Consider the following 22,418-nt stretch of genomic DNA (forward strand, 5'->3'; position numbering starts at 1 on the left):
GATTGAAGAAGCCATGCCCGGCTGGGTTGGTCAGGGCGTCAAATGCGTGCGAGATATGCGAACGATCGACGCAGACAGGCACAAATTACCGGCCGGAAGCCGGAATTGGGCGAAAGTATAGCAATCTTTGACGTTCGATGGCGGACACGCGCCGCGCCCGGCGGGCCGCGCGGGGCCTGGCGGGCCGGCATGGCCGGCCGCGGCGGGGAGCGGCACCGCGCCGCTCGTCAGCCGTAGACGATGTCGCGCTGCAGGTCGAGCGCGATGAGCCCCATTTCGCGGGTCAGCTGCAGCATCGAGCGGCGTTCGAGCCGCGAGCCCATGAAGCTCGTCACGCGCCCGTCGGGCTCCGCCGTGAACTGGAACGACGGGCCGCCGGTGCCGAACCACGCGCCCGGCACGTCGGGCGATTCCTGCCAGTCGATCTGCTCGAACACACGCGCGATCCCCGCGCGCACCATGTCGCTCGGGCCGATCGGCGGCGCGGTCTCGCCCAGGTCGTCGAGGGAATAGGGGCCGGGTTTGTCCGGCCGCCGGTAGAAGAGGTAATCGACGTTCATGGGGCGCAATCGGGAGCAAAGCGTCAAATTAGCGCGCTTCGGCGCAAATTCAAATCAGATCGAGACGAAATGTGGCCTGTACGAGACAAAAGCGCCGCATCCCGACAGCCGGTGCGAGCCCGTGCACGCTCGGGCCGTGCGTTCATGCCGGGGCGCGCAGCTTCGTCCACGCGGCTTCGTCTAAGATGAACATCTTTCTCGAAAAAACACACGGACACCATGGAGACGAACGTAACCGCCACCGCGCCATCCGACCATCCCGTTTTCGTGCTGGTGCACGGCGCGTGGCACGGTGCGTGGTGCTACGCGCACGTCGCGGCCGCGCTGGCCGCGCGCGGCTACCTGTCGATCGCGCGCGACCTGCCTGCGCACGGCATCAACGCCCGCTTTCCCGCATCCTATCTCGAACGGCCGCTCGACAAGGACGCCTTCGGCGCCGAGCCGTCGCCGGTCGCGAACACCACGCTCGACGATTACGCGACGCAGGTGATGCAGGCCGTCGACGACGCGTACGCGCTCGGCCGCGGCAAGGTCGTGCTCGTCGGGCACAGCATGGGCGGCCTCGCGATCACCGCCGCGGCGGAGCGTGCGCCGGAGAAGATCGCGAAGATCGTCTATCTCGCGGCGTTCATGCCCGCGTCGGGCGTGCCGGGCCTCGACTACGTGCGCGCGCCCGAGAACAAGGGCGAAATGCTGGGCCCGCTGATGCTCGCGAGCCCGCGCGTCGCGGGCGCGCTGCGGATCGATGCGCACAGCGGCGATGCCGCGTATCGCGCGCTCGTGAAGCGCGCACTGTATGACGACGTGCCGCAGGCCGACTTCGAGGCGGTGGTGAACCTGATGACCTGCGACGTGCCGGCCGCGCCGTTCGCGACCGCGATCCCGACGACCGCCGCGCGCTGGGGCGCGATCGATCGTCATTACATCAAGTGCCTGGCCGATCGCGTGATCCTGCCCGCGCTGCAGCAGCGCTTCATCGACGAAGCCGACGCGTTCGTGCCCGGCAATCCGACGCACGTGCACCAGCTCGACAGCAGCCATTCGCCGTTCGTGTCGCAGCCGGCCGTGCTGGCCGGCGTGCTGGCGGATATCGCGAAAAGCTGACGGGGGCGCGGCACGCGCGGTGTGCGGTGTGCGGTGTGCGGTACGCCGCACGTAACCGCGCTGCGGCCGCGCCGCGCTTACGCGTACGCGATCGACCGGTCGCGCCCGAGCCGCTTCGCGCGATAGAGCGCGGTGTCGGCCTCGTTCACGAGCACGTCGCACGCCAGCGCGCCGGCCGTCGCGCACGCGCCGCCGACGCTCGCCGTCACCGGCACGCTGACGCCTTCCGCGTCGACCGGCGTGCTGCCGATCGCGTGGCGCACCTTGTCCGCTACCCGCATCGCTTCGTCGAGATTCGTGCACGGCAGCAGCAGCGCGAATTCCTCGCCGCCGAAGCGGCCGAACGTATCCTGCGCGCGCACGATCGACGCGACGCGGCGCGCCGTCTCGCGCAATACCGCATCGCCGGCCGCATGCCCGAACCGGTCGTTGATCGTCTTGAAGTGGTCGAGGTCGAACAGCAGCACCGACAGGTCGCCGCCGTAGCGTTGCCAGCGCGCGAACTCGTCACTGAGCCGCGCCTCGAAGAAGCGCCGGTTCGCGATGCCGGTGAGGCCGTCGAGATTCGCATGCTCGCGCAGTTTCGCGACCGCCTCCTCGCGCTCGCGCTGCATCACGCTCACGTGCGTGACGTCCGAGATCGTCACGCACACGGCCTCGACTTCCCGGCCGCGCGTGAGCGGCATGAATGTGCAATCCTGCTGCATGTAGTCGACGCCGCCCGTGATCGGCCGGTCGTGCTCGAAGCGAAACAGGTAGGGCCGCTGCTCCCAGGAGCTGAACGCGAAGCTGCCGAGCTGGAACACGCTCTCGAGCTTGCGCTCGAGCCACGCGCGCGGCAGCGCCGGAAAGCAGTCGAACAGGTTGCGACCGATCACGTGGGCGGCCGGGATGCCGCTGTGGTCCTGCATGAAGCGATTCCACATCAGCACGGTCATCGCGCGGTCGAGCACGAACAGGCCGAAGCCCACCCGTTCGATCACGAGGTCGCTCAGCGACGCGGCAGTGGCGGCGGGGGTCGCGTTCATAGCGCGGACAGCAACGCGTCGAGCGCGTCGCCCATCAGCCGGATCGAGTCCTCGGCCATCAGCATCACGAAATGTGCGCGGAACGCGTGATCCTCGAGACCGAAGTTCACTTCGAGCAGCAGCGCGACGCTCCAGGCGAGCGCGGTCGGCTGGAACACGTCGTCGAACGACACGTTCGCGCCGAGCAGCCCCGGCGGGAAAAACACGGGCTTGCGGCCGAGCTCGTCGAGGATCGACGCGACGCATGCGCTCATCAGCACGTTCGAGACATCGAACACGAGTTCGTCCTGCGTGGCCATGCCCGCATACACGCCGTCGCCGAACGTGCGCTCCATCAGCGACATGAGCCGCGCGACGCCCGCGCTGCGGCACAGCACGATCGCCTCGCCCTTGATGTCGGAACGGAATCCCTGGCGCACGGCCGTCACGTTCTCGTGGATGCCCGTCATCTCGCGCAGCGCGTCGCCCGCATCGGCGGCCTTCACGACGCGCACGCGCGGTACCGACAGCTCGATGAAGTGCCCGAGCAGCAGCGCGAGCCGTGCGGCGGCACGGCCCATCGCGAGGTTGGCGATTTCCTGCAACGCGTCGCGTTGCTCCGCCGTGAACACCGATTCAGGCATACAACCCATACTCCTTGAGAATGGGCAGCAACGCCTCCGACGTCACGGGCTTGGCAACGAATGCGATCGCGCCCAACTCGCGCACGCGTGCTTGCGCCTGCGGCTGGATATCGGCGGATACCACGATCACGAACGTGTTCAGATCTTCGTGGCGCAGTGTCTCGAGCACCTGATAGCCGTTCATGTCGGGCATCGTCAGGTCCAGAAACATCACGGAAGCCTTGCCGTCACGATAGAGCGCCAGGGCCTCACGACCATTCGCCGCATACGCGACGTCGACGTCCCAGTCCCCCGGGAGTGCCTTTGTCAGAAGTTTGCGAGCGAGCAAGGAGTCGTCGGCGATCACGATCGGCAAAGGCATGGCGGCGAAGCGGTATACGGAATGGTCTCTCTCGCGTTAACGACCGCGCGGCGCGCTTCTTTAGGCGCCATGCGATCAAGCGCGGCCACCGCCGTGCGGCCGCGCGCGGGCGCCGCGGCGCCAGGCACGCGACACACCGCGCCGCAAACGCCGGCGGGCGCATATATCTGTCATGGGGAAAGCAAGGCGCGATTCTCTGAGTAAACCGAAGGCGGTGCAACTCGCCATTTTCACCATTTCGAACAAAATCGCTTCATTCGCCCTGCATTCTGAAAACAGCCGCGACCATTTTCGAGATAAGCACGCAAAATTTTTCTTTGTGTACGTTTGCGCTGCCGGATTCATAGCGTTTTCAAACTTTCACCGTGCCCCTGTCGGAATCACCAGGTTGCACATCGGTGCGGCGGTACGGCGCACGTGCGCAACTCGTTTATGATGGAACACCTCCGCTTCACCCGCTTTCTTCGATGACGTCCGAACGTCCCGCCGACTCCCGCACGCACACCGCACCGCCCGCCGACGACTGGCAGGACGACGGCAACTATGCGTCCGGCGCGCCCGAGCACGATTTCGCGGTCCGGCGCGTGACGCTGATCGTGCTGCTGGTCGCGGCGATCGTGCTGCCGTGCATCTACGTGTCGGTCATGGCGTACAACGACCTGAAGGCCCGCGAAGCCGCGGCGAGCGACGTGACGATGCGCACCGTGCGCGTCGCCGAGGAACATGCGCTCAAGGTGTTCGACCTGAGCGAGACGCTCGATGCGCGCATCGTCGACCTCGTGCAGGACATGGACGACGCCACCGTGCGCCGCCACGAATCCGACATCCACGAAGCGCTGAATACGATCGGCGGCGGCTATCCGCAGGTGGCCGCGGTGTCGATCTTCGGTGCGAGCGGGATGCTGCTCGCCAACAGCCTCTACTATCCGGCGCCCTATGCGTCGATCGCGAACCGCGACGACTTCGCCGGCATCCGCGACGGCCGGGTGATCGAACACATCTCGAAGCTGATGATGGGGCCGCTCAAGCTCGAGAACATCCCCGTGTTCAACACGGGCGTCGCGCGACGCCATAGCGACGGTTCGTTCGCCGGCATGGTGTCGATCGCGCTGAAGTCGTCGTATTTCAACGCGTTCTACCGCGACCTGCTCGGCGGCGCGGCCACCCCGATGACGATGGCGCTCGCGCGTTCCGACGGCGCGGTGATCGCGTCGTATCCGCCGCCGCCGTCGCTCGCGCACACCGATCTCACGGCCACCTTCGGCAACGCGCAAAGCGATCCGCGCGCGGGCGTCGTGCGGGTGCGCCACGACGGCGCCAGCAGCGAGATCGTCGCGTACCGCCAGGTCGGCAGCTACCCCGTGTACGTGACCTGCGCGTACCGCACGTCGGCGATCTGGCGTGAATGGTACGAACACCTGAGCGTGCTGTTCATCTCGATGTTCGCGCCGTCGATCGCGCTGTGGTCGGTGATCTGGCTGTCGCTGAAGCGGCTGAAGGCGGAAGAGGAGGCCTGGGACCGCTGGCAGGCCGAAGCGTCGATGCGACGCTCGATCGAATCCGCGTACCGGCAGTCGCGCAAGATGCAGGCGCTCGGCAACCTGGTCGGCAGCGTCGCGCACGACTTCAACAACCTGCTGATGATCATCTCCAGCAACGTGCAGATCGCGCGGCGACGCGGCGTCCAGCATCTCGACAAGGAACTCGGCGCGATCGAACGCGCGCTGAAGAACGGCCAGTCGCTCACGCGCCAGCTGCTCGGCGTCGCGCGCAAGCAGCCGCTGCACAGCGAGACGATCGACGTCGGTCAATGGCTCGGCACGTGCCGCGAACTGCTGAAGACGTCGCTCGGTTCGAAATCGCTGCTGGTCATCGCGATCGAGCCCGGCGTATGGCCGATCCGGGTCGATGTCGCGGAGCTCGAGCTCGCGGTGATCAATCTCGCCGTCAACGCGCGCGATGCGATGACGGTCGGCGGCCGCTTCACGGTCGGCGCGCGCAACGTGACGCTGCGCCGCGAGGACGGCTTTCCGCTGACCGGCGACTTCGTGCAGATCTCGCTCGACGATACGGGCTCGGGCATGCCGCCCGACGTGCTCGCGCGCGCGTTCGAGCCGCTCTTCACGACGAAGGCGCAGGGGATGGGAACGGGGCTCGGGCTGCCGCAGGTGTTCGCGTTCTGCGAGCGCTCGGGCGGACTCGCGACGATCGACAGCGCGGTCGGCGCCGGGACGTCGGTGCGCCTGTACCTGCCGCGCGCACGCGTCGAGGACATCGTCGCGCGACCGCAGGCCACCGTGCACGACGCGGGCGGGCTTGCCGGCCTGCACGTGCTGCTGGTCGAGGACAACAGCGAAGTCGCGGCCGGCACCGAGGCGCTGCTCACGCTGCTCGGGCACCGCGTCACCTATGCGCCCACCGCCGACGACGCACTGCGCCTGATCGAAGGCGCGGCCGCGAACGACGCATTCGACCTGGTGATCTCGGATATCCACATGCCGGGTCGCCTGAACGGCATCGATCTCGCCGAAGCGATCGACAAGCGGCCGGGGAAGCTGCCCGTGATCCTCGTCACGGGTTACGCGGAGGAACTCGACCGCACGCGTACCGTCGACGTGCGCGTGCTGTCGAAGCCGTTCGACATCGCGCTGCTCGACGAGATCCTGCTCGGCATCCGGGAAGCGCGCGACGCACGGCACGCCGGCGCCTGACCCGCGGCATGCGGGCCGGTGCCGGCGGCGGCAAGGAGACGGCGATCAGGCCGCCTTCAGCACGCGCACCCAGTCGACGTAGCGGTCGACGAAACCCTGCAGGAACTTGCGGGTGTCTTCGCTGACGATCTGGCCCTCGTCGTCGATACGCGCCGGGTCGTGCTTGATGAACATTTCCGGCTGGCCGAGCGTCTTCACGTCGAGATACGCAAGCACGTTGCGCAGGTGCTGCTGCGCGAGCGCGGTGCCGGTCGCACCCGGCGACGTGCCGAGCACCGCACCCGGCTTGCCGGACCACGAGTTGTGCCCCCACGGGCGCGAGCCCCAGTCGAGCGCGTTCTTCAGCACGCCCGGGATCGAGCGGTTGTACTCGGGCGTCACGAACAGCAGCGCGTCGGCCGCCTCGATCGACTGCTTGAAGCGCTTCGCGACTTCCGGAAAGTCCGCGTCGTAGTCCTGGCTGTAGAGCGGCAGTTCGCCGATCTCGACGAATTCGAACGAGAAATCGGCGGGGGCGAGCGAGATCACGGCTTGCGCGAGCGCGCGGTTCCAGGAACCGCGACGCAGGCTGCCGACGACGACTGCAACACGATAGGACATGGCTTTCTCCTTCCGGTGAGTAAGGAATCGGGTCGATTGATTCTGGGCAGGCGACAAAGGTCTGTTTATAGGCAAGCCAGCCCGCGAGCCGTCCCACGGGGCCGACCGGCTGACTTTCCACAAGGTTTTCCACAGAAATTGTGGATAACTTGACCGTTATGGTCTGATGTTACAGACCGCCCGCGTCGCGATTTCGCGACGCGCGACGCCAGGCTTCGGCAAGCATAGCGCAGCGCGCCGGCCGGCTTCGTGAATTCGCGACGGAACATGCGTTGCAGCGCAGCGTCTCGCCCAGTAAGCTGCTCGCACACCGCGATGCGCCCGCCCGGTGGCGCGCACGCGAGCGCTTTCGCTTCGTAAGGCTCCCGACCTGCCATGCTGTCCGCGTACGACGACCCTGCCTATCTCGCGCAACTGCGGCGCGACCTGCTGCGCTTCGCGCGACTCCAGCTCCGCGATGCCGATGCGGCCGAGGATGCCGTGCAGGAAGCGCTGACCGCCGCGTGGTCGCACGCGGGCGAGTTCGCGGGACGGTCCGCCCACAAGACCTGGGTCTTCGGCATCCTGCGCAACAAGCTGATCGACATCCTGCGCGCGCGGCAGCGGACGGTGAGCCTGTCCGCGCTCGATGCGGAACTCGACGGCGAATCCGCGCTCGATCGCGAACTCTTCAAGGAAAACGGGCATTGGGCGCCGCACACGAAGCCGCGGCCGTGGCCGCGGCCCGAAACGCTATTGCAGCAACAGCAGTTCTGGATGCTGTTCCAGGTCTGCCTCGACCACTTGCCGGAACACATCGGACGCGTGTTCATGATGCGCGAATTCCTCGACGTCGAGATTGCCGACATCTGCAGCGAACTGACGTTGACGACGAATCATTGCAGCGTGTTGCTGTATCGGGCGCGCACGCGCCTGCGCACCTGCCTCAGCGAAAAAGGAATGACGACCGAAGATGCTGCCGGGGAAATGTAGGGACGTGACGCGACTGCTGTCGGATGCGCTCGACCGGTCCTTGACGCTTCATGAGCGCATGCAGGTGCATGTGCATCTGCCGACTTGCAGCGGATGCCGAGTGTATCGCGGGCAGATCGCGCTGCTGCGGACGGCAGCGCATGCGGCGGCGGGGCGGGGGACGGGGGATGAAGCGGGTGGCGATCGGGATGAGTCGTCGGGCGACGGGCAGGGCTGAGTTGCTGCCTTGTGATTTCTGCTACGAGCGGTTCATTTGATGACCATCGGCAGCGTAGCCACGGTGGTCGATTGCGGCTCGCGAATTCAGCCGCTTATTCCCGGCGCGCTCGCGCCGGGATCATGCGATAAGAAAAATACGCCGAACAACAATTATTCGAACAGCGCGCGCACCGACTCGGGCGGACGGCCGATGGCCGCCTTGCCTCGATACACGACGATCGGACGCTGCAGCAGAATCGGATGAGCCGCAATCGCTTCATAGGCCTCCGCGTCGGTCAGGCTCGCACGGGCCAGATCCAGCGTCTTGTACGGCTCTTCGCCGTCGCGAAGCATGTCGCGCACCGGGCGCCCGAGCTGACGATGCAACGCTTCCAGTTCCTCGACCGTCGGCGGCGTCTTCAGATACTCGACGACATTCACCTGCGTGCCGGCGGTGTTCAACGTCTCGACCAGTGCGAGCGTCTCGCGGGACTTTGAGCAGCGGGGGTTGTGGTAGATCGTGATCATCATTCGGACCTGGATAGGAAAGGCACGTATTGTAGCCAGTCTGGTTGCGTGCGTTTCGGCGGGGACCGGCGCGCGGGCGAAAGGGGAGTTGGAGTACGGTGCGGCGTGCGGGGAGGAATCGTTCGAGCCGACGAGCGCGCAGAGCGCGTGATGCCTTTATGCGCATAAAGTGCGTTGTATGGGCAATCGCCAAGGACGTCTGCGGTGGCGAGCGCCGATGAACGACGACTCACCGCTACGGCGTGTTGCAGGTTCTCACGCGAGGGCCACCGTACGGTTTTGGTTTTATCCGTCGCCGGGTTTATGCGCATAAAGCTGTCGCTTCGCGAGGTGGGGAGGTCCACTGATATCGCGACTGGGCCGGACACTTCGATGCCTCGAACGATCAGCGGGGCGATACGCGATCGCGTCCGTCCGGGGCATTGTCGCGGGACGTATTAATGCGCGCTTGCCGACGTGGGGCCGCCGATCGCTGCCGAGCCTCTCAATGGTTTATGCGCATAAACGCTTGGGGCGGCCACCGCTTCACCGCTTCACCGCTTCACCGCTTCACCGCTTCACCGCTTCACCACTGCACGCTGCACGCTGCACGCTGCACGCTGCACGCTGCACGCTGCGCACGGCGCACGGCGCACGGCGCACGGCGCACGGCGCACGGCGCACGGCGCACGGCGCACGGCGCACGGCGCACGGCACACGGCACACGGCACACGGCGCGAGTATCGTGCCGGCCTGAGTCGCGCCGCGTTCGTCATCCAGGCCCGTGCTCAAGCGAGGACGCCGACTCGCAGATGCTCTCCTGCACCGCCGAAGTTTATGCGCACAAACTCCTCCGTCACCAAGGCCCCGCGCGTTCGGCTATCGACAGGGCAGGCGCCAACACATTGCGCCGATCAGCTTCTCGAACGACGGGCAGAAACGCCTGTCGTCACGACGATCCATCGGCTCATCATCCACCGCAGCAATCTCACCGCCATCCGCTCCAGTCAGCCAGCGTCCCCATTCGTTTATGCGCATAAACCGATAGCCCGAATGGCTAACGCGTAGTTGGCAAACGACAATTTCATTGAAATATAAATATCGTCCTGTAGAATTCCAACGACCAAAAACAGGAGTGAAAATTGGCCGCGGAAATCATTGCAGTCACTCAACAAAAAGGTGGCGTCGGCAAAAGCACGATTGCCATGCACCTCGGCGCGGCATTCCATGAGAAAGGGAAGCGCGTCCTCGTCATCGACGCCGACGGTCAAAACACACTGATTCACTGGTCGAGCGCATCCGGTGACAGCGACGCCGGCATCCCGTTCCCGGTCGTCAATCTCGCCGAAGCCGGCGGCCAGATCCATCGCGAGATCAAGAAGTTCATCAACGACTACGACATCATCGTCGTCGATTGCCCGCCGTCGATCACCGAGAAAGTCTCCGGCGTCGTGCTGCTGGCCGCATCGATCGCCGTGATCCCGACTTCGTCGTCGCCAGCCGATTACTGGTCGAGCGTCGGGCTGGTGAAGCTGATCCAGCAGGCGCAGGTGATGAACGAAGACCTCCGTGCCGTCTTCCTGCTGAACAAGACCGAAGAGAAGCGCATGCTGACCCGCGAGCTCAAGCGTGCGCTCGAGGAGCTCGGCTTCCCGTTGCTGAAGACGCAAATCCCGACCCGGGAAGCGTATAAGCAGGCAATGGCGCTCGGTCAGACCGTGCTGCAGATGAACGATCGCGGCGCCAAGCTGGCCGCCGCGGAAATTCGCGCATGTGCCGACGAAATCGTCGCCATGCTGCCCTGACTTTATGCGCATAAAGGAGTCACATGAAACCCTCCCAATTTGCAAAAGGATTCCAAGCGCGCCCGGATATCACGACGAGCGAGAAGCGCACGGCGCTTGATCGGCTGAATGCCATCGACGGCATCGTCAAATCCGAGACGGCCACGCCGGCCCCGACGAAGTCCGCCAAGAAGGACATCACGCCGCCACCGTCTCCGGACGTCCTGCTCGATCCGTCGATCGACGAGTCGCCGCAATATCGCGCGTGGCGCCTCGAGAACCGCTATGCGCCCGGCCAGGTAATCGAACTGCCGTTGAAGGCGATCAAGCATAGCCCGTTCAACCCGCGGCACTTCTATCTGAAGTCGTCGATTGCCGAACTCGCGGTCAACCTCGCGAAGCAGGGGCAGCAGCAGGCGATCCACGTGATTCCGGACTACGACAATCCGGGCTCGTATTTCGTCAGCGACGGCGGCCGCCGCGTGCGCGCGCTGAAGGAAGCGAACAAGGAGTCGGTAAAGGCGATCGTGATCGACGTGCCGATCGGGATCCAGAGCTACAAGCTCGGCTACGACCTGAACGTGCAACGCGATTCGCAGACGGTGTTCGACAACGCCGTCGTATGGCGCCGCTTCCTCGACGACAAGCACTTCCTGAGTCAGAAGGAACTGTCCGAGCATCTCGGCCTCGACGAGTCGACGGTCGCGGTCGCGCTGTCGATCGGCAAGCTGCCGGAAAGCGTGATGCAGGAGATGGTCGCGCGTCCCGATCGTTTCGGTTCGAACATGGCGTATCAGGTCGGCCGTTATCACAACGCGCGCGGCACCGAGGCGACGCTGCGGCTGATCAACAAGATCGTGTCCGACGATCTCAGCACGCGTCAGGTGTCGGACATCGTCAAGGGCCGCGTCGCGGCGCAGGAAACGCCGAAGCCGGCGGGCCGCCAGCGCTATGCGCAGCGTCTCGAGATCAAGCTCGGCGGCAAGTCGGTCGGCGACCTGAAGTCGTATGGCGAAGACCGCATCGAACTGCGCCTGCGCGGCCTCCCGAAGGACAAGCGCGACGCGATCCTCGAGCAGCTCGAGCGGATGCTGTTGTCGGACTGATGGAAACGGCCGGCAGGGCCTGGCGATGCGCCGGGCCCGCCGGTTGGGCGGGCGGCCGGCGGCGGCCCGTCAGAGGGGCCTGAACAGGCCTCAGGCGGCCCGCGATTGATTCAGGGTGAATGACAGCAGGTCGCCGTCGGTCGGCTCGCCCCAGGTCTTCTGGGCCAGCCAGTCGAAAAACGCCGTCTCGGCCAGCTTCGAATCGAGGCCGCGCTTGCGCCAGTCGTCACGCAGGTGCGAGCCCATCGTCGGCAGCACTTCCGACTCGAACGACTCGCGCGCCACTTCGCGCTCCGCGTCGCCCTGCTCCTCGTACAGCACCTTCGCTTCCTTGCGGCGGAACGCCGCGAATTCGCTCAACAGACGCGCCTTCAGATCGTCCGGCTGCGCCGCGACGACCTTCGCGGCAGGCGTGCCCGACGGCAGCGCGTCGACGGACTCGACCGGCGGCGCATAACCCTTCTTCAGCGCATCCTTGAACAACGCGGGCGCGCTGCGCACCGGCGGCAGCGTCGTGCTGCGCATCCGTTGCTCGGTCATCTGCAGCGCGGCGCGAATCCGGTTTTCCTCGCTGTCCGCGTAGAGCGTCTGCGCTTCCTTGAGCGGAATCCCGAGCTTCACCATCCGGTCGACCAGCGTGCTGTCGAACACGTTCGGATGCTCGTCGAGCGCGAGCATCGGCTGCTTGCGCTCGGTCACGCGGAACTGGATCTCCGCGACCCGGCGCCCTTCGCGATGTTCGATCAGTTCGACGAAGATGTTGGTGACCGCATTGACCTCGGCGATCGCCGGACGCAGGTAGTCGCGCTTGAAGTACTTGTACTCGCGCTTCGCCTCGTCGCCGGCTTCCGTATCGGGCGTGCCCGACAGGATCGGCCGCCACCATTCCCACGGCTCGCGCATCGTCAGGTGGCTCGGGTTCGTCAGGTAGCGCACGCAGATCTCGTAGAGCGCGAGACCGGCGCTGCTGCGCAGCTGGCTCTGGAACTGCAGGCTCAGACGCGCGTACTGGACCGGGTCGAGCAACTTCTTCTTGATCTTAGGTGCGAACGAGAATTCGACCCACACGCGGCGGGTAGCCGGATCCTCGAGAATTTCGGCATCGGCGATCAGCGTCGAGATCCCCCACTTGCGGCCCGGCTTCTGGCTCGACGTCCCCGTGCTCCATTCGACCTGGACCGAGACCATGCGGCGCAGGTGTTCCTTCACCAGCGCGGTGTCGTTCGAATCGAAGGCGGAGTTGGCGACGATATCCGACAGCAGCGCGCGATACGTATCGCCCGAGTCGTCGGCCTGCTGCGCGACGGCGAGCAGGACGTTGAACAGCTTGCGGGTCAGGAGCGTGATCTTGCCGCTCTTCGGCTGAATTGCGATCGCCTCGACGGCCTTACGCAATTCGGCTGAACTGGCACTCACCACATCCACATCGGTTTTCTTGGCGCGCTTCGTGGCCATGCGTCGGGTCGGAGGAGAAGTTTCACGGAAGGATAGCGCCTGTGGTGATGTGCGTCCAGAACGACATGCTCACCATAGCGGGTGAAGTGCGCGTGTGAAACGGCACTCACCCCAACCCTCTCCCGAAAACCCTCACCGGTCCGGATTTACAGCGTTTCGGACTCGTCCAGACGTGTCGCGGGATGCGCGGATTCACAGATTTTTGCCTGTGCTCGACACGTGCGAAACTTGCTCCCGTATCGGCTCACCTTTCGATTTGTCGTAATTTTGCGACTGCGCTTCCGGGTCCTCGTCACAGGGTCGCCACTGGACGTCGCGACATCGAGTGGACAGGCCCGCACCGGCCTGTATGCATGTACAGGCGCGGCTGACCGGGGCGACCGCAACCACGCCAGGGACCCGGAAACCGCGCCAAAAAGGATGCGGGGCGACGCCATCGAAGCCGATTCACGGGCCCGGGCGCGCATTGTACAGCGCACAGAAACCGTTCGGTCCCGAAAATTCTCACCTCAACGGCTCCGAATTCTGTGCGCCGGATCCAGACGAGTCCCCGGCACACGCGGGATCGCCAGCCAGGACCTCCCGAAAAGCCTCACCTTATTGAAAAAAGCGGCGCTCCAACGGATGCGGATACGGCTCCCGAAAAACCTCACCGTAACCGCCGCGGTATCAAAAATGTCAATGCCGTCCGATACTTATGTGCAGCAGGCGTTCCGCTGTGTCCGGCGATCGCCCCCGAAAAGCCTCACCTTTGCGGCAGGCGAACGTCGGCGGCAGCTGTGTATCGACTCCTGAAAACTCTCACCTGTGCCAAAAAGTGGCACAGCAAAAATCAGATTTCTGCCAGTCCCGGCGGGCTTTTCAGCGAATTCGCCCCGTTATGGGTCCCGAAAAGCCTCACCTTTGCCCTACTTTCGAGCAAATGGCGCTCCCGAAAAGGCTCACCTATCAGGCAAACGGCAGCCTGAGATCGGTGTCCCGAAAAAGCTCACCTCAACGGGATCCGGGCAGGAAAACCCGGATTTCGCTCCCGAAAAGCCTCACCTTTCAGGCTTCACAGGCCCCACAGGGCACTTTTGCTGTGCAAAATGACCATCGTTTCCCGGAAATCCTCACAGCAAATCCCTGTGGAGTCCCGTGAAGCCTCACCTTTCATGAAAACTGCCCAAAAGATGGGCAGAATAGGGGCGCGAGTAAGGTCCCGCAAATTCTCACCTATGTCTGCACAGGCAGAAAACTGTGCGCTCAGGCACAGCGCGGGTTCCATGGCTGTGCAGCCCCGAAAAGCCTCACCTTTGGGAAATCTCGCATTTCACTGTGATCCCGAATCCGCTCACGACCTTTCCTGCATCGGCTCACGCAGATCCCCGAACCCCATCACTTCAGCTCCCGCAGAAGATCACCTTGGTTCCCGTAAAACTTCACCTTGTCGGCCGGAAAGCCTTGCTACATAAGGCTGTGCCGTGGCGTTAACGTTTTTAACTAAGGGTTCAAGGGTGTTTACTTCTAATACTCTCAAGACATCGGTCGTCGAGTTTTCCACAGAGACCCCAACCCCTGAACACCGACAGTGAGCGTGACGCCCATCATGTGAAACAAATGCCCTTTTTCGGGGCTTGCTAAAAAACGCTTTCAGCACAAGTACTTGGCTCGCTTTCTTCGCTTTGTTTCACGGAATCGGGACGCTGGCTCATCCAGATCGGCTCACAGCGCCGATTTCTGTGCACAGCGACGCAAATTCACCGCGGCCGACAAAAACAGGTATCAAAAAATACGTATTCCGTTATGATCACAACATTTCAATGTCTGTGAGTCCTGCCATGACGCTGGATGAAATACGTGAAGCCATCCGGGAAGAACTCGAATCGCTACGCGCGAGCGGCGCGCGCCGCCAGGAGTTGTCGCTGCATGCCTGCAAGCGCCTGTTTTTCGATCTCGGCATCCGGCCGTCGGCCGCCAATGTCCGCGATCTGACCCAGACCGGCAGTGCCAGCGACATTCCGAAGGACATCGATCATTTCTGGGAACGGATCCGTGCCGCGTCGAAGGTTCGGCTCGACGGTGCGGCGATTCCGAAAGCGGTCGAGGAAAAGGCCGGCGCATTGCTCGGCGCGCTATATGAAGAGGCGTTGAAAGCGGCCAGGGAAAGTCTCGATGTCGACCGCGAGCAAATCCGCGCCGGCGTGACCGATGCGGAACAGCGGCTGCGCGACGCCACGGTTCGCCAGGAAACCCTCGAGGGCGCGCTGACGCGCAGCGAAGCCCGCAACGAGCAGCTGCAGGCGCGTGTGACCGAGCTCGAGGTGCAACTAGCCTCGCAATCGACGCACGGTTCGGCAAACGAGGCGACGCTGCTCACCACAGTCGCCCGACTCGAAAAGGAACTGGCCGCCATGGCCGGCCGCGTCGATGCCGAACAGACGCAGAACGCGGCGCTGCGCGACCGTATCGACACGCTGCAAGCCGAATTGCAGCAGCGCACCGAACACTATGCGCAGCAGATCAAGGATGCGGTGGCCGAAGCCGAGCGCCGCGTCAAACCGATGCTGGTCGAGCTGGACTCGCTGCGCAGCATGGCGTCGACCTACCAGAGCGGTTTGCGCGACGTGCAACGCAAGGAATTCGATTTCCTTCAGCAACTGAGTTCGACCAAGGCCCGCGCGGACCGGCTCGAGGAACAGCTTCGCAGCCAGGGCGACGAGTTGGAGCGTGCGACGCGCGAGGTGAATACGCTGCGCGCGAGCCGCGGGATGAACCCCGAGATTTCCGCGCTGATCCGGCGCCTGGCCGATGCCGGTCAGCTGGATGCCGATGCGTTTTCCGCGATCGGGACGTCACTGGACCATGAAATTCCGGTGCCGACCCAGTGCCCGCATTGCGACGGCGAACCGGAGTTGTCGCACGGCGACGACGGGTTCGAAGTATCGTGCCCCGAATGCGAACATGCGTCGGGGCCCTGGCCTTCACGATTCGAAGCGATCGCACGCTTTGCACGCGATTGACGCGCCGGTCGGCACAGCGATCGCACAGGTGAGGTGATTCGGGACGCGTGAGGTGAGGTTTTTCGGGAGCTGCGAAACGGTGAGGCTACGCCACACAAGGCTGCTCACGGATCACGTCGCGTGAGCAGCCGGTTCGTCATCAGTGAGTTTCGTCCTGGTCGGAAGCGTCACCATTCGCGAGATCGTCACGCCAGTTTTTCCACGCGCGGTGCAGCCGGTTCGACGAGATCGGCCGCACGAAGCCGAGCCATTTACCGACCCGCTCGGGCGGTACGTCGTGTTCGAACAGCTCGGCCGCATAGGTATTGCGCAGCGTTTGCGGACTCGCGCGCGCGGTGCGCGACGACGTCAGCCCCGCGGATTCGACGATCGCGTCGATCGCGCGCAGCATCGTCGCCTTGTGCATCGGCCGCCCGGCATGCGATGCGGGAAACACGAGCTCGCCGGGAATCTCCTGGCGCTTGCGCTCCACGAGCCATGCTTCGAGCAACGCGATCGCGAACGACGCCAGATGGGTTTCGCGCGCGAAATCGGGATGCGTCGACGGGATCTGCAGCGACGTTCCGCTCGTATTGATGCAACTAATCGTGAGCACGCGTGCTTCGCCGGTCTTCACGCCGGCGCCGAGAAACGCGGCGACGAGCGCGCGGTCGCGCCGCTCTTTCCAGTATGCGGAGCCCGACACGCCGATCGGCGAAAACAGGTAGGCCAGCAACTTTGCGCGTTCGGCCGGCGTCAGGAAACCGGTTGGCTCGTTGTCGCGTGCCTGACGCCAGTTCGCTTCGCCATCCTGAGCAATGAAGCGGGCCGGGTTGGTGGACGCGAACTCGGTGCGCCGGATGTGGTCGAGCACGCGTTCGATCAGCCGCAAATAACGCATTCTCTGTGTTTTCCGGATCGGAAGCTCGCCGACGAAGTTCGCGATCGTTGCGGTATCGACGGTGGCCAGGTTTTTCTGGTTTGCACGCAGCCACGCAAGAAAGGCGCCCCATTGCGCGCGGTAGACGTCGGCCGACGAACGGCGGTAGTCCTGCATGGCAAGCCACGCGTCGAACGCGGCTTCGGGCGAGATGATCCAGTCGGACGCGCCGCGGTCGAACAGATCCTTTTCTTCCGGGCGTGCCGGGGTGTCGGAGGGCGTGGGAAGGGACATGTCATTTATTCCGTTAGTTGCGTATATGGTAGCCCTTTCCGCAACGTCGCGGACAGCAGGATGCGGGAGCCGCCCACCGTGACGGACGCTCGGGCCTGACGTCAGTCGCCCCACGCCTTCGACGGGCGGTGAACGCGCTCGCGGGGCGCCGCTTCCTGCGATTTGGCCGCGGCTTCATACGCGAGGACCGCGAACGAGAACACGGCGGGCAGCGCGTTCGATCGGCCGAAGTCGATCGGATCGTCCGTTTCGGGAAAGGTCATGTCCGACGGCCGTTCGAACAGTTGACGCATGCCGGCCTCGTGCCGGCTGGCAAAGCCGAGATCGGCGAGCGCCTCGGCTTCGATCGCGTGCAGCAGGCGCCACGACAGCGGGACGCGCTGACGGATGTAGCGCCCGGCTATATGGCGAACGATCAGTTCGAGGTCGTGCGCGGCAGCCTTGAAGCTGAGCGCGGCCAAATCTTGTTCTTCTGTCATCGCAGGCTCCTGTCGACCGGCGCGGCGCCTCGGTGCGCCGCCCCGGCCATGCATGGCGGAATGTCCGTATACTGTACAAATATACAGTGTCTTCCGCAACTGGCCTTTCGGCCAGCTACCCGCATCGTCAGCGATGAATCACGATCAGCAGTGCGCGCGCCTCGGTCTTGCCGGGGTTGCGGATCGCGTGCGGCGTGTCGGCCGGGTAGCGCGCGGTGTCGCCCGCCTTCAGGCGTCGGCTCGCCGCCGCGGCTTCGATTTCCATCGCGCCCTGCAGCACGGTGAGGTGCTCGCGCGTGCCGGGTTCGTGCGCGTTCGATACGAGCGCGCCGCCGCCCGGCAGCGTCAGTTCGTACCACTCGAACTTGCCGGCCAGGTCGATCGGGCCCCATACGCGCAATTGATAGCGGCCGTCGTGGCCGGCGAGCGTCGGGATGTCGTGCGGGCCGTCCACGCGGATCGTCTCCGGCGCTTTCGGTTGAGAGAACAGCTCGTCGAGCGTGATGCCGAGCGCATTCGTGAGCCGCCATGCGACTGCGATCGTCGGATTGGCCTTGTCGCGCTCGATCTCGGAGAGCATCGACTTCGATACGCCAGCCGCACGCGACAGGTCGTCGAGCGTCAGCTTGCGCTCGTTGCGCAGGCGCTGGATTTGCTCGCCGACGCGCGGCGGCGTCACGCCCGGCGCTTGCGGTGCGGCGCTGGCAGGCGTGCGCCGCGACGCGGAGGAACTTGCCATTTGGTTTCCGTTCGCTTAGAGTTGTTCGGTATTTCGAATTCTAGTTCGGAATATCGGATAAATGCGGTCAATCGAACGACCGACTATAACAGTAGCAGGCCGTTGCGCCGCCGCCACGAGTGGCGCGCGACGGGATGCGAATCCCTGTCAGGAGCTTTGCGATGCGTGATGCCTTTCTCGCCCAGGTGCGCGGGACGCTCGACCAGATCCGCGCGGACGGTTTTTACAAGACCGAGCGCGAGATCGCGAGTCCCCAGGCGGCGGCCGTGCGGCTCGCCGGCGGTGCCGGCGTGCTGAATTTCTGCGCGAACAACTATCTCGGTCTGGCGAACGATCCGCGCCTGATCGCCGCGGCGCAGGCCGGTCTCGACCAGGACGGCTTCGGCATGGCGTCGGTGCGCTTCATCTGCGGCACGCAAACCGTGCACAAGCAGCTCGAAAGCGCGCTGGCATCGTTTCTCGGCACCGAGGACAGCATCCTCTATTCGAGCTGCTTCGATGCGAACGGCGGCCTGTTCGAGACGCTGCTCGACGAGAACGACGCGGTGATCAGCGACGAGCTGAACCACGCAAGCATCATCGACGGCATCCGCCTCTGCAAGGCGAAGCGTTTCCGTTACAAGAACAACGACCTGTCCGACCTCGAGGCGAAGCTGAAGGAAGCCGACGCCGCGGGCGCGCGCCACAAGCTGATCGCGACCGACGGCGTGTTCTCGATGGACGGCATCATCGCCGACCTGAAAGGCATCTGCGACCTCGCCGATCGTTACGGCGCGCTCGTGATGGTCGACGATTCGCACGCGGTCGGCTTCATCGGCGCGCATGGCCGCGGTACGCCCGAGCACTGCGGCGTCGACGGTCGCGTCGACATCATCACCGGCACGCTCGGCAAGGCGCTGGGCGGCGCATCGGGCGGCTACGTCGCGGCCCGCCGCGAGATCGTCGAATTGCTGCGCCAGCGTTCGCGCCCGTACCTGTTCTCGAACACGCTGACGCCGAGCATTGCCGCCGCGTCGCTGAAGGTGCTGGAACTGCTCGGCAGCGACGAAGGGGCGAAGCTGCGCGAACGCGTGCGCGAGAACGGCGCGCGTTTCCGCGAGCAGATGACGGCCGCGGGTTTCACGCTCGTGCCGGGCGCGCATCCGATCATCCCGGTGATGCTCGGCGACGCGCAGCTTGCGACCAACATGGCCGACAAGCTGCTGGCCGAAGGCGTCTACGTGATCGGCTTCTCGTTCCCGGTCGTGCCGCGCGGTCGCGCGCGCATCCGTACGCAGATGAGCGCCGCGCATACGCCCGAACAGATCGATCAGACGGTCGCCGCGTTCGTGCGCGTCGGCAAGTCGCTCGGCATCGTCTGACGGAGGCGCGACCATGAAAGCACTGGCAAAGCTCGAACGCGGCCCGGGCCTCACGCTCACGCGCGTGAAGCGCCCCGAAGTCGGACACAACGACGTGCTGATCAAGATTCGCCGCACGGCGATCTGCGGCACCGACATCCATATCTGGAAGTGGGACGACTGGGCGCAGAAGACGATTCCCGTGCCGATGCACGTCGGTCACGAATACGTCGGCGAGATCGTCGAGATGGGGCAGGAAGTGCGCGGCTTCGCGATCGGCGATCGCGTGTCCGGCGAAGGCCACATCACGTGCGGCTTCTGTCGCAACTGTCGCGCGGGGCGCCGGCATCTGTGCCGCAACACCGTCGGCGTCGGCGTGAACCGTGAAGGCGCGTTCGCCGAGTACCTGGCGATTCCCGCGTTCAACGCGTTCAAGATTCCGCCCGAGATCTCCGACGATCTCGCGTCGATCTTCGATCCGTTCGGCAACGCGACGCATACGGCGCTGTCGTTCAATCTCGTCGGCGAGGACGTGCTGATCACCGGCGCGGGCCCGATCGGGATCATGGCCGTCGCGATCGCGAAGCACGTCGGCGCGCGCAACGTCGTGATCACCGATATCAACGACTACCGGCTCGAACTTGCGCGCAAGATGGGCGCGACGCGCGCGGTCAACGTCGCGCGCGAGTCGCTGCGCGACGTGATGGCCGACCTGCGCATGACGGAAGGCTTCGACGTCGGTCTCGAGATGTCGGGCGTGCCGAGCGCGTTCACGAGCCTGCTCGAGGCGATGAATCACGGCGGCAAGGTCGCGCTGCTCGGCATTCCGCCCGCGCAGACGGCGATCGACTGGAACCAGGTGATCTTCAAGGGGCTCGAGATCAAGGGCATCTACGGTCGCGAGATGTTCGAGACCTGGTACAAGATGGTCGCGATGCTGCAAAGCGGTCTCGATCTGTCGCCGATCATCACGCATCGCTTTGCGGCGGACGATTACGAGAAAGGCTTCGCCGCGATGCTGTCCGGTGAAAGCGGCAAGGTGATTCTCGACTGGACGGTCTGAGTGCCGGCGGGGCGGTTCGGTACGTTTGCCGGCTGCCCCGCTCGTGCGGGCATGAGCGTTTGTCGGGGCCGGGCCGCTTCGACGAACGCGTAAGGTGAGAATATTCGGGAGCTGTTGTTTGCGTACCGAACGGCGGCTCGATCATGCTGTAGCGTGTCGCGCAGGCGTGGAATTCAACGGGCTGCACGTCGTTTCTCGTCAGCGATACGAGGGCGATCGCACTTCGATTCCGCAGCACTCATCGGTGAAATGCAATCGCGCATGCACCTCACCCATCAGCGCCGCACCGCTGCCCACTCCGTCGCGTCGCTCGGCGCGTGCCTTTCTTCCTGCCCTTCCGTTTTCGCTTGTCGTGCCTGAATAGTGGGCCCTTGCCGCATCATCGCGTGTCATGGTTTTGCCCTGCGTCAGCGCCAGCACGTCACCACGCAACCCGGTCACGGCTCGGCCTCGAGGCGTGAGCCGATCACCGACGTGCGAACTCACCCGTCAGCCCGCCAGCCGGCATCGATCGGTGCGCTGCCTGCTATTCGATCCGCTCACTGTTCGGCCATCGCGGCTCGAGTTGCAGACTCAACACGACGAGCCAGCGTTTCGGACATTGCGGTGCGATTTCGATCAGCTCGCCAAGCGCGCCGGACACCGTCAAGTGTCCGTGTTGCGCTGCATGCCGATACGCGCGCGATGCGTCCGCCTGAAGCCAGAAGCTGACCAGCGCGCACGTGACGAAGCGGAACAGCAGCAATGTCGCGGCTTCCGGCGTGTCGCCCAGCAACACGAGCAGGTTGTCGAACGCGAGTGTCAGCATCTGCGTGACCGCGATCGTGATGACCGTCAGCTTCACCAGCCCGCGCATGCGCAGTGCTGCCCGCGTGCGGGCGTGACGTAGTGCGAGCCGCGCGCGATCGTCGTCGCTTTCGTGTCTCACGACGTCGCTCCGGCGCGCTGCGCGACGTCGATCGACGTCGTGTCGGATACAGGCATCGGCTCGCCTGCTACGCCAACCGCCTTGCACAGGATTGCGCTGTCGTAGCTGTGTCCTGCAAACCGCATCACGTCGATCAACCGAAACCCTTCGCGACGATAGAAGTCGACGAGCCGGACAGCCGCATGCGGCGCATCGAGCGCGATGTGCGTCGCGCCACGCGCGGCAGCCCGCCGTTGCGCGAACGCGAGCAGCGCACGGCCGATGCCGCGGTCCTGCCAGACCGGATCGACGGCCAGCTGGCCGAGCGTCGCGACGCGTCGGCTGCGATACGGATCGCAACGTGAATCGGGATCGTGCGCTTGCATCGTGATCGTCGCGACCAGATGCGCGTTGCCGAGCGCGACGAAACACTCGCTGGTGAGCATGCGTTCGCGCGTCGCCGACGCCGGCTGGTCGACACCCGGACAGTTGAAGCCCGCGGCGCCGAGTGGCGCGTACGCACGGTGCAGCAACGCGGTCAGCGACTCATACGAATCGCTGCGCGGATCGAAACGCCGTACCACGACGCGGCCGTCGAGCCGCTTCGCATAAGCCGCATAGGCACGCGCGGAGCGTGCGGATTCCGGTCGCTGCATGATGTCCTTTCGGCCAGACAGGGTGACCGAAGTGTAGTGAGCACCCCGCGCCAGCTTCAAGAAAAAATGT

General features: G+C 64.8%; 21 protein-coding genes. 9 read left to right on the plus strand and 12 right to left on the minus strand.

What is annotated here, in order from left to right; all coding sequences use genetic code 11:
• Positions 1-227 precede the first annotated feature (227 nt).
• Positions 228-560, minus strand: a complete 333-nt coding sequence (locus tag U4Z31_RS08485; protein ID WP_044848863.1) for a hypothetical protein — start codon at positions 558-560, stop codon at positions 228-230.
• A 219-nt stretch (positions 561-779) separates the two neighbouring features.
• Between U4Z31_RS08485 and U4Z31_RS08490 the strand changes: the two genes are divergently transcribed.
• Positions 780-1,664: an alpha/beta fold hydrolase gene (locus U4Z31_RS08490; protein WP_321809962.1), complete on the plus strand. Its 885-nt coding sequence runs from the start codon at positions 780-782 to the stop codon at positions 1,662-1,664.
• Positions 1,665-1,741: 77 nt separating this feature from the next.
• Here the strand turns inward: U4Z31_RS08490 and U4Z31_RS08495 are convergent, their stop codons facing one another.
• Genes U4Z31_RS08495 through U4Z31_RS08505 form a run of 3 tightly spaced genes read right to left on the minus strand, consistent with a single transcriptional unit; the run spans position 1,742 to position 3,676 of the window.
• Positions 1,742-2,692 (minus strand): diguanylate cyclase, encoded by a 951-nt coding sequence (locus U4Z31_RS08495; RefSeq protein WP_321809963.1) that lies wholly within the window; start codon positions 2,690-2,692, stop codon positions 1,742-1,744.
• Positions 2,689-3,315, minus strand: coding sequence for a chemotaxis protein CheC (locus U4Z31_RS08500; protein WP_044848767.1), 627 nt, complete (start codon positions 3,313-3,315; stop codon positions 2,689-2,691). Before U4Z31_RS08500 ends, U4Z31_RS08495 begins: the two co-directional genes overlap by 4 nt.
• Positions 3,308-3,676 (minus strand): response regulator, encoded by a 369-nt coding sequence (locus U4Z31_RS08505; protein WP_040138947.1) that lies wholly within the window; start codon positions 3,674-3,676, stop codon positions 3,308-3,310. The genes U4Z31_RS08500 and U4Z31_RS08505 overlap by 8 nt, the downstream gene beginning before the upstream one ends.
• Positions 3,677-4,143: 467 nt before the next feature.
• On the opposite strand from U4Z31_RS08505, the gene U4Z31_RS08510 reads away from it, so the two are divergent.
• Positions 4,144-6,387, plus strand: a complete 2,244-nt coding sequence (locus U4Z31_RS08510) for a hybrid sensor histidine kinase/response regulator (protein ID WP_321809964.1) — start codon at positions 4,144-4,146, stop codon at positions 6,385-6,387.
• 45 nt (positions 6,388-6,432) lie between these two features.
• On the opposite strand, the gene U4Z31_RS08515 is transcribed toward U4Z31_RS08510, so the two are convergent.
• Positions 6,433-6,987 (minus strand): NADPH-dependent FMN reductase, encoded by a 555-nt coding sequence (locus tag U4Z31_RS08515; RefSeq protein ID WP_044848764.1) that lies wholly within the window; start codon positions 6,985-6,987, stop codon positions 6,433-6,435.
• Positions 6,988-7,362: 375 nt separating this feature from the next.
• Here U4Z31_RS08515 and U4Z31_RS08520 point away from each other — a divergent pair, with 375 nt between their 5' ends.
• Both U4Z31_RS08520 and U4Z31_RS08525 read left to right on the plus strand, forming a co-directional pair.
• Positions 7,363-7,959 (plus strand): RNA polymerase factor sigma-70, encoded by a 597-nt coding sequence (locus U4Z31_RS08520; protein WP_257772826.1) that lies wholly within the window; start codon positions 7,363-7,365, stop codon positions 7,957-7,959.
• Positions 7,940-8,176, plus strand: coding sequence for a zf-HC2 domain-containing protein (locus U4Z31_RS08525; RefSeq protein WP_124666278.1), 237 nt, complete (start codon positions 7,940-7,942; stop codon positions 8,174-8,176). Before U4Z31_RS08520 ends, U4Z31_RS08525 begins: the two co-directional genes overlap by 20 nt.
• Before the next feature lie 152 nt (positions 8,177-8,328).
• Here U4Z31_RS08525 and arsC read toward each other — a convergent pair whose 3' ends face one another.
• Positions 8,329-8,685 carry an arsenate reductase (glutaredoxin) gene (gene arsC, locus U4Z31_RS08530; protein ID WP_044848770.1) on the minus strand — a complete coding sequence of 119 codons (357 nt, stop codon included), beginning with the start codon at positions 8,683-8,685 and terminating at the stop codon, positions 8,329-8,331.
• 1,121 nt (positions 8,686-9,806) lie between these two features.
• On the opposite strand from arsC, the gene parA reads away from it, so the two are divergent.
• Positions 9,807-10,469, plus strand: coding sequence for a ParA family partition ATPase (gene parA / locus U4Z31_RS08535; protein WP_006751663.1), 663 nt, complete (start codon positions 9,807-9,809; stop codon positions 10,467-10,469).
• Between the two features lie 23 nt (positions 10,470-10,492).
• Complete coding sequence (locus tag U4Z31_RS08540; RefSeq protein WP_044848761.1) at positions 10,493-11,554, plus strand: ParB/RepB/Spo0J family partition protein; 1,062 nt, start codon at positions 10,493-10,495, stop codon at positions 11,552-11,554.
• Between the two features lie 90 nt (positions 11,555-11,644).
• Here the strand turns inward: U4Z31_RS08540 and U4Z31_RS08545 are convergent, their stop codons facing one another.
• Entirely contained in the window at positions 11,645-13,009 is a 1,365-nt protein-coding gene (locus U4Z31_RS08545) for a replication initiation protein (protein ID WP_057925458.1), read from the minus strand.
• A gap of 1,820 nt (positions 13,010-14,829) precedes the next feature.
• On the opposite strand from U4Z31_RS08545, the gene U4Z31_RS08550 reads away from it, so the two are divergent.
• On the plus strand, positions 14,830-16,011 hold the full coding sequence (locus U4Z31_RS08550; RefSeq protein WP_044848759.1) for a DNA-binding protein: 1,182 nt from the start codon (positions 14,830-14,832) through the stop codon (positions 16,009-16,011).
• Between the two features lie 139 nt (positions 16,012-16,150).
• Here U4Z31_RS08550 and U4Z31_RS08555 read toward each other — a convergent pair whose 3' ends face one another.
• From U4Z31_RS08555 to U4Z31_RS08565, 3 genes are all read right to left on the minus strand, one after another.
• Positions 16,151-17,164, minus strand: a complete 1,014-nt coding sequence (locus U4Z31_RS08555; protein WP_124485971.1) for a tyrosine-type recombinase/integrase — start codon at positions 17,162-17,164, stop codon at positions 16,151-16,153.
• Positions 17,165-17,265: 101 nt separating this feature from the next.
• Complete coding sequence (locus U4Z31_RS08560) at positions 17,266-17,643, minus strand: DUF2471 family protein (RefSeq protein WP_124485970.1); 378 nt, start codon at positions 17,641-17,643, stop codon at positions 17,266-17,268.
• Positions 17,644-17,770: 127 nt separating this feature from the next.
• Positions 17,771-18,382: an XRE family transcriptional regulator gene (locus tag U4Z31_RS08565; RefSeq protein WP_321809965.1), complete on the minus strand. Its 612-nt coding sequence runs from the start codon at positions 18,380-18,382 to the stop codon at positions 17,771-17,773.
• Positions 18,383-18,543: 161 nt separating this feature from the next.
• Between U4Z31_RS08565 and U4Z31_RS08570 the strand changes: the two genes are divergently transcribed.
• Both U4Z31_RS08570 and tdh read left to right on the plus strand, forming a co-directional pair.
• A complete protein-coding gene (locus U4Z31_RS08570; RefSeq protein WP_124485968.1) occupies positions 18,544-19,743 on the plus strand; it encodes a glycine C-acetyltransferase in 1,200 nt (399 codons plus the stop codon).
• Positions 19,744-19,756: 13 nt separating this feature from the next.
• A complete protein-coding gene (gene tdh, locus U4Z31_RS08575; RefSeq protein WP_044848754.1) occupies positions 19,757-20,785 on the plus strand; it encodes an L-threonine 3-dehydrogenase in 1,029 nt (342 codons plus the stop codon).
• A gap of 526 nt (positions 20,786-21,311) precedes the next feature.
• On the opposite strand, the gene U4Z31_RS08580 is transcribed toward tdh, so the two are convergent.
• A complete protein-coding gene (locus U4Z31_RS08580) occupies positions 21,312-21,713 on the minus strand; it encodes a hypothetical protein (RefSeq protein ID WP_321809966.1) in 402 nt (133 codons plus the stop codon).
• Positions 21,710-22,348, minus strand: coding sequence for a GNAT family N-acetyltransferase (locus U4Z31_RS08585; protein ID WP_321809967.1), 639 nt, complete (start codon positions 22,346-22,348; stop codon positions 21,710-21,712). The genes U4Z31_RS08580 and U4Z31_RS08585 overlap by 4 nt, the downstream gene beginning before the upstream one ends.
• Positions 22,349-22,418: the final 70 nt, after the last annotated feature.

It is taken from the genome of Burkholderia sp. BCC1985 (genome assembly GCF_905339915.1).
GTDB lineage: Bacteria > Pseudomonadota > Gammaproteobacteria > Burkholderiales > Burkholderiaceae > Burkholderia.

Excerpts from the sequence above, each read along its gene's own strand:
- U4Z31_RS08485 (WP_044848863.1), bottom strand. The coding sequence starts at position 560 with ATGAACGTCGATTACCTCTTCTACCGGCGGCCGGACAAACCCGGCCCC.
- U4Z31_RS08490 (WP_321809962.1), top strand. The coding sequence starts at position 780 with ATGGAGACGAACGTAACCGCCACCGCGCCATCCGACCATCCCGTTTTC.
- U4Z31_RS08495 (WP_321809963.1), bottom strand. The coding sequence starts at position 2,692 with ATGAACGCGACCCCCGCCGCCACTGCCGCGTCGCTGAGCGACCTCGTG.
- U4Z31_RS08500 (WP_044848767.1), bottom strand. The coding sequence starts at position 3,315 with ATGCCTGAATCGGTGTTCACGGCGGAGCAACGCGACGCGTTGCAGGAA.
- U4Z31_RS08505 (WP_040138947.1), bottom strand. The coding sequence starts at position 3,676 with ATGCCTTTGCCGATCGTGATCGCCGACGACTCCTTGCTCGCTCGCAAA.
- U4Z31_RS08510 (WP_321809964.1), top strand. The coding sequence starts at position 4,144 with ATGACGTCCGAACGTCCCGCCGACTCCCGCACGCACACCGCACCGCCC.
- U4Z31_RS08515 (WP_044848764.1), bottom strand. The coding sequence starts at position 6,987 with ATGTCCTATCGTGTTGCAGTCGTCGTCGGCAGCCTGCGTCGCGGTTCC.
- U4Z31_RS08520 (WP_257772826.1), top strand. The coding sequence starts at position 7,363 with ATGCTGTCCGCGTACGACGACCCTGCCTATCTCGCGCAACTGCGGCGC.
- U4Z31_RS08525 (WP_124666278.1), top strand. The coding sequence starts at position 7,940 with ATGCTGCCGGGGAAATGTAGGGACGTGACGCGACTGCTGTCGGATGCG.
- arsC (WP_044848770.1), bottom strand. The coding sequence starts at position 8,685 with ATGATCACGATCTACCACAACCCCCGCTGCTCAAAGTCCCGCGAGACG.
- U4Z31_RS08540 (WP_044848761.1), top strand. The coding sequence starts at position 10,493 with ATGAAACCCTCCCAATTTGCAAAAGGATTCCAAGCGCGCCCGGATATC.
- U4Z31_RS08545 (WP_057925458.1), bottom strand. The coding sequence starts at position 13,009 with ATGGCCACGAAGCGCGCCAAGAAAACCGATGTGGATGTGGTGAGTGCC.
- U4Z31_RS08550 (WP_044848759.1), top strand. The coding sequence starts at position 14,830 with ATGACGCTGGATGAAATACGTGAAGCCATCCGGGAAGAACTCGAATCG.
- U4Z31_RS08555 (WP_124485971.1), bottom strand. The coding sequence starts at position 17,164 with ATGTCCCTTCCCACGCCCTCCGACACCCCGGCACGCCCGGAAGAAAAG.
- U4Z31_RS08560 (WP_124485970.1), bottom strand. The coding sequence starts at position 17,643 with ATGACAGAAGAACAAGATTTGGCCGCGCTCAGCTTCAAGGCTGCCGCG.
- U4Z31_RS08565 (WP_321809965.1), bottom strand. The coding sequence starts at position 18,382 with ATGGCAAGTTCCTCCGCGTCGCGGCGCACGCCTGCCAGCGCCGCACCG.
- U4Z31_RS08570 (WP_124485968.1), top strand. The coding sequence starts at position 18,544 with ATGCGTGATGCCTTTCTCGCCCAGGTGCGCGGGACGCTCGACCAGATC.
- tdh (WP_044848754.1), top strand. The coding sequence starts at position 19,757 with ATGAAAGCACTGGCAAAGCTCGAACGCGGCCCGGGCCTCACGCTCACG.
- U4Z31_RS08585 (WP_321809967.1), bottom strand. The coding sequence starts at position 22,348 with ATGCAGCGACCGGAATCCGCACGCTCCGCGCGTGCCTATGCGGCTTAT.